11 protein-coding genes are annotated in these 11,202 nt (G+C 63.6%); 2 read left to right on the top strand and 9 right to left on the bottom strand.

Going from position 1 to position 11,202, the window contains the following annotated elements; translation table 11 throughout:
- Together SY1_RS01090 and SY1_RS01085 are read left to right on the top strand one after the other, a co-directional pair.
- Positions 1–485, top strand: a 485-nt coding sequence (locus SY1_RS01090) for a hypothetical protein (RefSeq protein WP_208872514.1), incomplete at its 5' end; no start/stop codon positions are given.
- A 61-nt stretch (positions 486–546) separates the two neighbouring features.
- On the top strand, positions 547–684 hold the full coding sequence (locus tag SY1_RS01085; RefSeq protein ID WP_015555902.1) for a hypothetical protein: 138 nt from the start codon (positions 547–549) through the stop codon (positions 682–684).
- Positions 685–844: 160 nt separating this feature from the next.
- Here the strand turns inward: SY1_RS01085 and SY1_RS01080 are convergent, their stop codons facing one another.
- From SY1_RS01080 to SY1_RS01040, 9 genes are all read right to left on the bottom strand, one after another.
- Complete coding sequence (locus SY1_RS01080; RefSeq protein ID WP_015555901.1) at positions 845–2,356, bottom strand: S-layer homology domain-containing protein; 1,512 nt, start codon at positions 2,354–2,356, stop codon at positions 845–847.
- 334 nt (positions 2,357–2,690) lie between these two features.
- Entirely contained in the window at positions 2,691–4,166 is a 1,476-nt protein-coding gene (locus SY1_RS01075) for a Na+/H+ antiporter NhaC family protein (protein ID WP_015555900.1), read from the bottom strand.
- Positions 4,167–4,385: 219 nt separating this feature from the next.
- The gene (locus tag SY1_RS01070) at positions 4,386–5,138 is read right to left on the bottom strand and encodes an SDR family NAD(P)-dependent oxidoreductase (RefSeq protein ID WP_015555899.1); all 753 of its coding nucleotides are present in this window, start codon (positions 5,136–5,138) and stop codon (positions 4,386–4,388) included.
- A gap of 117 nt (positions 5,139–5,255) precedes the next feature.
- A complete protein-coding gene (locus SY1_RS01065) occupies positions 5,256–6,368 on the bottom strand; it encodes an ATP-NAD kinase family protein (RefSeq protein WP_015555898.1) in 1,113 nt (370 codons plus the stop codon).
- On the bottom strand, positions 6,369–7,955 hold the full coding sequence (gcvPB, locus tag SY1_RS01060; protein ID WP_015555897.1) for an aminomethyl-transferring glycine dehydrogenase subunit GcvPB: 1,587 nt from the start codon (positions 7,953–7,955) through the stop codon (positions 6,369–6,371).
- A 16-nt stretch (positions 7,956–7,971) separates the two neighbouring features.
- Positions 7,972–9,354, bottom strand: coding sequence for an aminomethyl-transferring glycine dehydrogenase subunit GcvPA (gene gcvPA / locus SY1_RS01055; RefSeq protein ID WP_015555896.1), 1,383 nt, complete (start codon positions 9,352–9,354; stop codon positions 7,972–7,974).
- A gap of 25 nt (positions 9,355–9,379) precedes the next feature.
- Complete coding sequence (locus tag SY1_RS01050) at positions 9,380–10,153, bottom strand: SDR family NAD(P)-dependent oxidoreductase (protein ID WP_015555895.1); 774 nt, start codon at positions 10,151–10,153, stop codon at positions 9,380–9,382.
- A gap of 324 nt (positions 10,154–10,477) precedes the next feature.
- Positions 10,478–10,744 carry a Txe/YoeB family addiction module toxin gene (locus SY1_RS01045; protein WP_015555894.1) on the bottom strand — a complete coding sequence of 89 codons (267 nt, stop codon included), beginning with the start codon at positions 10,742–10,744 and terminating at the stop codon, positions 10,478–10,480.
- Positions 10,744–10,998, bottom strand: coding sequence for a type II toxin-antitoxin system Phd/YefM family antitoxin (locus SY1_RS01040; RefSeq protein WP_015555893.1), 255 nt, complete (start codon positions 10,996–10,998; stop codon positions 10,744–10,746). Before SY1_RS01040 ends, SY1_RS01045 begins: the two co-directional genes overlap by 1 nt.
- Between the last annotated feature and the right edge of the window lie 204 nt (positions 10,999–11,202).

Genomic DNA, 11,202 nt, shown 5'->3' with positions numbered 1-11,202 from the left:
AAGTAGAAAAAAGTCCTTTAGAACATATACTTCAGCCTATTTCTGATTTTGGGGAGGATGCTGATCACCCCCAAAAATTTAAGACGATGACCTTGCGTTGGGAAAATCATTGTGTGTATGAAGGAACTCCTAAGAATTCGGTAAAACTTGCATCGGAGCATGGTTGCGCTCTCGTTTTCTCTTTAGATCCCACAGGGCGCGTTGTATGTATACTCTCCCCGTTTAGGTCTGATTGGCATTCATTCCCTGAATCATATCTTATAGCGAAAATCTATAAAACTCCTGCGCAACTTACAAAAAGAGAATTTTACAAGATGCTCCGTTATTTTTTTGCGTATTCCCTTTCTACTTCTCTTTGGGGAGCTCCTCGGATATCAGATCAAATTATCGTGCGATGGATAAAAATAATGAATTGTTTTCATTCCCGAAAGTGGCGCAAATATATCTTATCAGTTTTGACGGCCGTTGTAGAACACGCTTTCTAGTCTTCACTAAATAAACAAGGCTGTAGTTCATTGTGATTTTCTTCATAGGAGGATCTTTGCCATGCCTCGAGAAAAAATTCTCATCCTTGTCAAAGCCTGCCCAGAGCCAAGCAAGGGCTACATAGAGACCACCTGCGTCGCTGGAATAACGGAGGTGGGGGAGATGCGCAGGCTTCTCCCCGTTCCGTTTTCTCGATGAAGGGCAGCAATTCATACCAATTCGCGTTTAATATGGATTGCCTCCCCTTTCAGGGGAGGCGAAAAGAAGAGGCGTGTTTTTCGGGGGCAAAGACAAAGCGAGCGGGAGGCTTTTGCCTCCCGCTCGCTTTATAATTCAAGATCGTTCGTGATTTTCTTGACTAGAACACAACCTGCGTACGGAAACGAAGAACGTGGTCGTCATTCTTCTTATCGTCGTCCCAGTCAATCTTCACGTAGTTAAGACCGAACTTCACGCTGGGGTTGTAGGTGTACTGAACGCCAAGGCCCCACTCCGTCAGGTCAACATCCGTGTCGAAGTTGTAGCCGTTGTAGAACAGGTGGGTGGCCCACTTGTCGTTCCACTCCTGGCCCAGCGCCACGCGCCAGTACTTCAGGTCGTCGGGAAGCACGTAGCTAAACGCGTCGGTGGTGAACAGTGCTCCGTTCCCACCAAGCTCCGCCGGGACGATGAAGTTCTTGTCCATCTGGCCGTACTCCAGCCACAGGCTGGTGAACTTCAGAGCCTCCTGATTGACGTCCACGATCAGCTTCCAGTGGTTTGCGCTGTCGAGGTCCGCATCCTTCCAGACTCCACCTGCAGCGCCGGGCACCCAGACATCGCCGTTCAGCTGCTGGTGGTAGAAGATACCCTTCAGCGCGATGTCGTCGTTGAAGTTGAAGCGAAGGCCCGCGAAGATCGTCCACAGGTTGTCAAAGCTCCACCCGCTGCTGCTCGCCGTATCGATGTACTCCGCGTTGTCGCCCAGGAAGGCCTGCAGCCCCAGGTCGAAGCCGAAGCGCTCCGTGAACTGGAGCTTGCCCATCGCGAAGAGCTCCCACGCGCCCAGCGTCTTGGGAGCCTTCCCACCACGGTCGTAGTACTCGTTGCTGGGGTGAGCCACGTAGGCGATGAACTTGCCCATGCCCCACTGCTTCTCGAGGCCGAGAGCGTCCATCGTCCGGTCCGTCAGGATGCTGTCGTAGGCCGCGAAACTCCCCGTCTCCGGAAGGCTCGTCGCGCCACCCAGGTAGTACTCGTCCTCAAGGTCCCACACGAAACGGCCCGCGGTCAGCGTCGTCTCGAAGAAGAACGGGATCTCGGCGTAGAAACGGCTCCAGTTTTTGGTCCCCTCGTCCAGACGGATCACGGCGTGCATGGGGTTCTCCTCGTCGCCGAACCACCGCTCGATCCACAGGCGTCCCTGCTTCAGATAGACCTTGTTCTCCGACTCAGGAGCGTCCCTATCCTCGTAGTTTTCGATGTCGAGGCGCAAACGAGCGTGGATGTGCCATCCGCCCAGGCGCTCCTCAAGCAGGCTGACCCTCTCGTCCAGGTTCTCGACCTTGACGCCCAGAGCCTCCAGCTCGTCCTTGAACTCGACGACGAGCTTCTTCAGCATCTCCACGTCCTGTTTGCTGGCCTTCGTCATGTCGACGACCGCCAGCGCGCGGGCGAGGGCAGAGGCCATCTCGTAGCGCGTCGTGGGCTGCTTGCCCTTGTAGGTGCCGTCCGGATAGCCGGAGAGGATGCCGTGGGCGGCAAGCTGGCCGATGGCGTCATAGGCCCAGTGGTTCATCGGAACGTCCATGAACGGGTTGGTGGCCGCGAACACGGGCGCCGCGAAAGCAAAAAGCACCGCAACTGCAATTGCTGCTGCAAACTTCTTCATGATCTTGTGAAACCCCCTTATTTGGTTGTCAAAAATACCTTTTGACATACACCGTCCTCGTCCCTGGGGCACTACCCTGCGATTCGGGGGGTCCGGGAGAAGTTGCCTTGTTCCCTTTTCCCATTCCCCTGTCGAGAGAAACACCCTGCCGGACCAGCGCCCTGGCTTCCCGTCCCTTGTGGCATCCTGGGGGTTTTGCACCTCCTCCCCTGCCGTCAGAATCGAAAAACTCCGCCTTGGCCGACGATGCCCACCGTCCTCACGTGTCCCCACCTGAAGATCGGCTTGGCTATATCTTACAGGATAAGGTGTTTTTGCGCATGGGTCTTAAGGTTTATTTTTCCTTAGGCTCAGGGTCCGCCGCCCTGCGGAGGCGCACCTCCGGCTCCGTCGGAAGGGCGAAGAGGGGGACGAAGCGGTCCCACCCCGTCCACGTCAGGATCAGCATGGAGCCGACGGCGATCCACGCGAAGTAGTTGTGCAGGATGATGTCGCCCAGCGAGACGGTCCCCGCCGCCAGCGGGTACACAGCCCAGGCGATCCCCGCGAAGAAGGCCATGTAGGCGTGCCACGGGATGAGCTCCGCGCCCAGCACGGCCATCGCGTCCGCAAAGGTGGCGTTGCGCAGCGCCAGCCGGTACAGGGCCTTCGGGTCGCCCTCCACGTTCTGCTCCGTCAGGTTGCGGATGATGGGGCTGAGGGTGACGATCTGCGCCATCTCGTCCGCCAGGGCCGCGTTGCCCAGGAGGCACAGCGCCGCGTTGGCGAACATCAGCTGCCGCACCCTGGACACGCACTTCAACACGGCAGCCGCGATGGGGTCAAAGGCGTTCATCTTGCGCATGACGCCCCCAAAGGCCCCCACCCACAGCATCATGGCGATGGACCAGCCCCCCGCGTCGGAGAAGCCCGCGTAGACGCGCTCCCCGAAGGCGGCGAGGCTCGTCACCGTCCCCGCGGCGAAGCCGAAGACCAGGGAGCTCAGGATGCCCGCAGCCAGGCAGATCAGCGTGCTGGTGCCCCGCGCCGCCAGGATCAGTACCAGCACCAGCGGGATCACCATGTAGTACGGCACGCCGGCCTGCACCTGATGCAGCAGCGTGACGGCCGCCGGGCGCTTCTCCTCTAGGGCGGCCCACACCGTGTCCGGAATCTGACGGATGGCCTCCTCCGCGCTGCCCGCCACGTCCGAGAGGCCCATGCTGACCGAGGCGAAGTAGAACGCGGCCACCCCAAGCAGCAGGCACAGCCCGGACCAGACGCCCTGATGGCGCACGCGGTCGATGACGGAGACGTTCTGCATCCCGGAGCTGACCACCGTCGTGTCGGAGATCAGGCCGATGTTGTCCCCAAAGCAGCTGCCGCCCACCGCCGCCGCGATCACCAGCACCGTGCTGCCGCCCACGATGTGGTTCAGCCAGAGGAAGATCGGCGCGCAGGCGGCGAAGGTGCCCCAGGACGTGCCCGTCGCCACGGACAGGATCGCCGTCACGACCAGGCAGGCCGGCGCCACGAGCTTGGCCGTCATCCCCATGGAGAGCGCCATGTTGATGATGGCGGCCGCCACCCCGGTGGACATGAAGCACTCCGCCACGGCGTAGGCCGCCTGGAGGATCAGGAACACGATCAGGAAGTGCCGCAGGTTGTCCAGCGCGGCGTCCTGGAGCTCACCGAAGCTGTAGTGCTCCGTCGCCATGGCGACGAGCACGGCGCAGACGAAGGCGACGGGCGCGGAGAGCAGGATGTCGATGCCGCCGATCATCATCCCCGCCAGGACGGCGATAGGGCTCAGTTTCAACAGTGCGATCATTAAAAGCTCACTCCTTAACTTAGGGTAGCGCTGATTATACCAAATCGCGTTTTATAGGACTGCCTCCCCTGAAAGGGGAGGTGCCGAACGGAGTGAGGCGGAGGGGTTTGCTTTTAACCTGCTCAACACCCCCCAGCCCCTGCGGGGCAGCCCCCCTTGCAGGGGGGCCTTCTAAGAATTATCCCATCGGACCCGCCGTGGTTCAAGCGCGTCGCGGCGTCAGTACAGCCCCGCGGTCTCGCCGCCGTCGATGCGGACATCCGCACCCGTGATGTACCGGGCATCGTCGGACGCCAGGAAGGCGTAGAGCGAGGCGATCTCCTCCGGCTCCGCGTGGCGCTTCATGGGGATGCCCTCGTTGACCTTCGCCAGCATCTCGTCCGTGTACTCCGCGCGCTGCATGGGCGTCAGGACGTAGCCGGGGCAGACGCAGTTGACGCGCACGACGGGCGCCAGCTCAAGCGCCATCGTCTTGGTCAGGAGGATGACGCCGGCCTTCGAGGCGTTGTAGTCCGCGTACCAGCGGTGCCCCTCCGTGCCGTTGGTGGAAGCCGTCATCAGGATGACGCCGCCGCCCTGCTCCTTCATGCGACGCCCCGCCTCCCGAGCGCACAGGAACATGCCTCCCAGGTTGATGCCCATCGTGCGGTTCCACTGGCTGTAGGACACGTCCAGGACGCCGTTCCGCACGCTGATCCCGGCGTTGGAGATCAGGACGTCGATGCCGCCGAGCTCCCGGTCCATCTGCCGAAAGGCCGCGGCCACGTCCTCCTCCCTCGAAACGTCGGCGGGGGAGAAGCCGGCGAACTCCGGATGCGCTTTCCGCGTCTCCTCCAGGGCCTCCGCGTTGTAGTCCACGACGAAGACCCGCGCACCCTCCTCCGCAAACCGACAGGCCGTCGCCAGCCCGATGCCGCTGGCAGCGCCCGTCACCATCACGCGCCGCCCCTCGAGCTCCTCATAACGCGCCATATCCTAACACCTCCGTGCCGTTCTCAGTTCAAAATGCCCCCTCGTCCCCTGCTGAGGGCGCCGTCAACCTCCCGGCCGCGTTCACGGCTTCCCTGGGCCCACAAGGTGCGGCCCCGCTCACCGCGACAGCCGGCACATCTGCCGGCGGGCCCAGCCCGTGACCACCGGAACGTAGCCCGACAGCGCCCGGTCCAGGTCCGCGTCGCCCGTATCGACCAGGAGCGGGCGCGGAAACAGGGCGTTCAGCTTCGCCGGCGTGGCGGCGACGACGACGTTCTCGCGCCCCGCGGTGCGGATCACCTCCGGGCTGAGCTGCTGGTTCCCGCGGCCGAACACGTGCCCCTGACCGCCAATGACCGTCACGATGAGGGTCGTGTCCCCCGGCCTCGCCATCTCAAGGATCGCGCGCTCCGTCAGGTCGCGCCCCACCAGGCGCCGGTCCCTCACCGCGTCCACGCCCAGGAGCGTGTCCGGCAGGCCCAGGGCGTCCATCACGGCCTGGGTCGTCGTGCCGGACCCGACCAGGTACAGCCGCCCCGGCCGCATCTGGTCCGCCAGCCAGGCGCCGATGGCCGTGCGGTCGTACTCGTCCCGCGCCATGCCCCCCGACTTTCGGTCCTGAAGGCAGCTCCGGTCCAAAGGCACCGTCAGGCAGCCGTAGAACCGGGCGTTGACGTGCCCCTGACGAAAGGCCTCTTCGTCGATGTCCATCACGTCGGCGCGGGTGAAGTCCCGCACCTGGCCGTTCATGAACTTCGCCAAAAGCTGCCCCGATCGGACGGGCGTGACGCCGTAGACGGCGGAGTGGATCTTGACCCCCGCCGGAACGCCGATCACGGGGACGGCGCGGCCCTCGAGCGCCGCGCACAGGTCGCGGGCCGTGCCGTCTCCCCCGGCGAAGACGATGAGGTCCGCCCCGGCCTCCGCCATGGCGCGGGCCGCCCGCCGGGTGTCCTCGCCGCTCGTCCTCCCCTCCGGCGCGTAGACGACGCCGCAGGGGATGCCCAGGGACGCCAGGATCGCCTCCCCCATCTCCCCGCCGCAGGACAGGAAGCGGACCCCGTCGGGAACGGGAAGGGCCGCGGAGAGGGCCGCCCCCGCGCGAAGGTGGGCGCGGGGGACGGCGCCCAGCGCAAGCGCCCTGCGCAGCGTCTCCGCGCCGTCCGTCCCCTTCAGGGCCACGGCGCCCCCCATCCCGGCCACGGGGTTGACGAGGAAGGCGATTTTCATCTATTTCTTTCGAGGCTGAAAGTAGCCCGTGTACTTCTGCCTGTAGTTCCGCCACGACAGGGCCCAGCGCTCTGGGTCGTCGAAGTAATCGTGGCTCGTGTGGTGCACGGTGCTGTTCAGCGGGGCCGCGCGGATGACCTCCGGCTCCTCGTAGCACTCCCGCGCGATCTCCTTCAGAACGTCGCAGTAGGCGTCGAGGTCCTCCCTGGAGTAAGACTCGCTGGGCTCGATGGTGAACGGCTCCGGGACGACCCAGGGCTCGTGGCTGGACCAGTAGTGCGTCCCGAAGTCCGGGATGCGGCGTGAGACGTCCGCCGTGCCGAAGCCCGTGTCCTCCTTCAGCTTCTGCCAGCTGTAGCGCACCTGCTCCACGCGCGGCGCGTGGGCCGGGAAGCTGATGGAGGCCCCCTTGATGTCGAGGATTCGCTTCATGCAGTAGTTGTTGTTCAAGATAGCGACGCGGGACGCCTCCTTCAGGCCCTCCGCTCCCAGGCTCATGATCCAGGCATAGGCGCGCACCACCACCGGAGCCACGCCCCAGAAGGACTTGACCTTTCCACAGGTGTGGGGCAGGTCGAAGTCCAGGTAGTACCCCCGCTCCGGGCTGTGCTCCACCAGCGGGACGGGCATACAGTCGCGAAACTCCTTCCGGCAGGTGATCATGCCCACGGCGGGGCCGCCGCAGCCGTGGGGGGACGAGAAGGTCTTGTGCAGGTTGAAGAAGGACATGTCGAAGTCCGCCTCCACCGTGCGGGTGATCCCCAAAAGGCCGTTGGCGTTGGCCTGGTCGTAGCAGCAGAGGGCTCCAACCTCGTGGGCCAGCCGCGTGAACTCCCGAATCCGGCGGTTGAAGATGCCCGTGTCCTCCGGGTTCGTCATGAAGAGGGCGGCCGTGTGCTCGTCCAGGGCGGCCTTGAACGCCTCCAGGTCCGGCAGCCCCTCCTCGTCCGGAGGCAGCACGATGACCTTGTACCCCTTGACGATGGGGCAGGCGGCGTCGGAGGGATGGGAGAAGAACGTGGTGATGACGGTGTCCCGCCCTTCCTCTCCCCTCTTTTGCCAGTAGGCCCGGACGATGGAGGCCAGGGCCAGGACGCCGTGGGTGCCGCCGCCCGGCTGGACGCTGAAGCACTCCAGCCCCGAAATCTCGCCGAAGAGACGCCCCAGCCGCCAGACGATCTCCAGGATGCCCTGGGCCGTTCCATCGGGCTGCAGCGGGTGCATGTCCGCCACCTTGGGGCCGGAGGCCAGCCGGTCGTTGACCTTGGGGCTGTACTTCATCGTGCAGGTGCCCTGGCCGATATCGATGTTGCTGTCCACCCCCAGGTTCTCCTGGGACAGGTGGTTGTAGTGCCGCGCCAGCTGAGGCTGGCCGATCTCCGGCAGGTCCGGCGGCGTCTCGCGCCTCATGCAGGCCGGAAGGCTCGACACGCCGTCCCCAACCTCCAGAGCCACCTTCTCCGACACCTGCGGGACCAGCACGCCGCGCTGCCCCTTCACGCTCAGCTCGTAGATGATGGGCTCGTTCCAACTGGCCTGGTGAAACTTCGTCAGGCTCGTATCCCTCTTGTCCGCGATCTTGTCCATGAAAAACGCCTCCCCCTCAGCCCAGGATCTCCGTCAGGGCCGCGGTCAGCCCGTCGATGTCCTCCTCCGTCGTGCGCTCCGTCACGCAGAGAAGCGCGCACTGCCCCAGCTCCGGGAACTTCGCGCCGAGGTCGTACCCGCCCAGGATGCCGCGCGCGAGAAGCGCTTCGTTCACCTCGGCCACGCTCCGCCCCTCGAACCGGACGACGAACTCCGCGAAGGGCGTTCCGGACAGGGGGCAGACCGTCAGGCCGGGCACGGAGGCCAGGCGCCTGCGGGCCAGGAGGCTGCGCTGCAGGATCGTCTGCCCCAGCTCGCGCATCCCCTCCGGCCCCATGCTCGCCAGGTAGACGGCCGCGGCGATGCTCCACAGGGCGGCGTGGGTGCCGACGAACTCCTTGGCGTGGTCGCGGTTCGCGAAGGACGTGCGCTCCCACATGACGTCCCCGAAGCCCCACTCCCCGTGGGTGGTCGGAGCTAGGCCGAACAGGCGCGAGGGGTACTCCCGAACGATTTCGGGCCGGTCCTCCGAGGCGATGTAGCCCGCCACGCCGCCGCCGTAGTTCATGTGGATGCCAAGGCCCTGGATGTCGCCGCAGGCGATGTCCGCGCCGTACTGGAAGGGGGGCTTCATCACGCCCAGCAGCGAGGGCTCCGCGTAGACCAGGAAGAGCGCGCCCGCCCCGTGGGCCATTCGGGCGGCTTCCTCCGCCTCCTCCTCGACGATGCCGAAGAAGTTCGGGTTCATCACCAGGACGGCCGCGGCCTTGTGGCTCAGCTTCTTTTCAAGGTCGGCCAGGTCCACCCGGCCCGTCCTCCGGTCGTAGTCCACGAGGGTCAGCGCGACGTCCGGATCGAGGTAGGTCCTCACGGCCTGCAGCACGTCCGGGTTCAGGGCGGCCGTGACCAGCACCTCGTCGCGCTTCGTCACGCGCGTCGCCATGCGAAGCGACGTGCCCGCCGCCTGAGAGCCGTCGTAGTTCGGAACGTTGACGACGTCGCAGTCCAGGAGCTCCGCCATCATGCTCTCGTACTCGAAACAGGCCTGAAAGCGGCCGTGGTCCTCATAGGGCTCTCCGGCGTAGGCGGACAGGAACTCCGAGCGACCGATCACCTCGTCCACCAGCGCGGGGACGTAGCGGTTCCAGCAGCCCGCGCCCAGGAAACACGTCAGCTCCTGCGCCGTGCGGTTCTTGTCCAGGATGGCCGACACGTGGCGCACCAAGTCGCCCTCCGCAGTGAAGGGCGCCGGGAGCTTCAGCGGCTCCTTCATCAGGAGCTCCTTCGGGATGTTCCGCTCGATCAGCTCATCGATGGACCGCGCCCCGATGGCCTTCAGCATTCCGGCCTGGATGGCGGGGTCCGAGTTCGGTATGTAGGGGACGTTGCGTTTTGACATCGATAAGACCTCCCCGGTCCGTCCGTTAAGCAATGCCGCCGCCGTCCACGACGAGGGCGGCGCCCGTTACCCACGACGACAGGTCGCTGGCCAGGAACAGCACGGCGCGGCCGATGTCCTCCGGCGTGCCGAGGCGCGCCAGCGGCCGACCCCTGGCGGAATCCCTCAGGAACGCGCCCTCCTCCTCCCCCAGCTGACGGCCTTCGTCGCGCAGCATGTCCGTGTCCGTGTCGCCGGGGTTGACGGAGTTCACGCGGATGTTCTGCGGGCCGTGGTCGATGGCCATGGCCCGGGTGAGGTTCACGATGCCGCCCTTCACGGCGCAGTAGGCCGCGGCCTTGTCCCCGCCCTTCAGGCCCCAGCCGGACCCGGTGTTGATGATGCTGCCGCCGCCGCCCTTCGCCATGACGGGGATGACGTGCTTCGAGAGCAGAAAGGTCCCCTTCAGGCCCACCCCCAGCACGAAGTCCCACTCCGCCTCCGTCAGGTCCACCACCGTCTTGCGCACCGTGACGCCCGCGTTGTTGAACAGAACGTCGATCCTGCCGTACCTCCCGACCACGGCGTCCACGGCCGCCGTCACCTCGGCCTCCGACGTGACGCTGCATCGGACGAACATGGCGTCGATGCCCATGCCGGCGAGTTCGGCGCGGGCTGCCTCTCCCGCCTCCGCCTTCAGGTCCAGCAGCGCCACGGACGCGCCGTGCCGTCCAAGCACCCGCGCCGTCCCAAGCCCGATGCCTCCGGCACCGCCCGATATCACGGCGACCTTGCCCTCGAGAGAGATTCGGTCCTCCATCGCGACTCCTCCTCCCCGCGCGTCGCTCTGCGCGTTTTTGGAAAATTGATGCCCCTGTGCTGTTGTATTGATGCAGTGCGTTTGCGTCAAATGTATACAAAGTATACACGCAGGGCGGAGAGGTTGTCAATTCATCGCTTTTTTCAATTTCATACCAATTTGCGTCTAAAGGGCAAGAAAGGCCCCCCTGCAAGGGGAGGCAATCCATATTAAACGCGAATTGGTATGAGAACGTCGTCGTTCGCCAAGCACAGACAGGACAGTTGAAGGGGGGAAGGAGTTTTCAAAAAGGCTGACAAGAGCCAGGCGTAACGCGCCCGGCTCTTACTCCTGGTAGTGACCGCGGCAAGACAGGATTTTGAGACGATCCTCATCGAGGCGGTAGATCAAACGGTGTTCGGTCGTAATGCGTCGGCTGTATTCGCCCGATTGCCCCAGAAGCTTCTCCGGCTTCCCGATACCGCTCATCAAGCCATTTCGATGAATATCGGCAATGAGAGCTTTGATCTTCGCCAACGTTTTCCGGTCGTTTTGCGCCCAGTAAGAAAAGTCCTCGAGTGCTGTGGGCGAAAAGGTGGTATCTTCGTGCATCAAAATGCATCGAGCTCCTCTGGGGTCATGGTCTGCCCCTCTCCGTTATCGAGCTCTTCACGGCTGCGGCGCAATTTCGCCAGGTAACGTTCGTTGTTGAGCTGCCGGTTGTATTCCGCGAAAGAAACCACCACAACCTGTGGCTTGTCGCGGCGGGTGACAATCAGAGCTTTGTTCGTTCGTTCCACGTCATCGCAGTAGTCTTTGAATCGTTCCCGAACCTGGGTCGCAGGCGCCGTATCAATGGTGAACATGGAAAATTGCCTCCTTAACTGAATACGTACCGTACAAAGTACCTTATACAGTACATATTGCCATTATAGCAGGAGACGCAAATCGGTTTCAGCTCCTTACGTGAGCGGTCTGTGCTGCGGTTCAGGATTTTTTGCCCTTCACGCCCAACGCCACCTCCCCTTCGGGGAGCCTAATAAACCGGGGGCCTAAAGCGCACCCCTTCG

This window comes from Fretibacterium fastidiosum, from assembly GCF_000210715.1.
GTDB classification, from domain to species: Bacteria; Synergistota; Synergistia; order Synergistales; family Aminobacteriaceae; genus Fretibacterium; species Fretibacterium fastidiosum.
The sequence above is the reverse complement of the archived record's forward strand: the minus strand, read 5'-3'. Positions and strand labels throughout refer to the sequence as shown.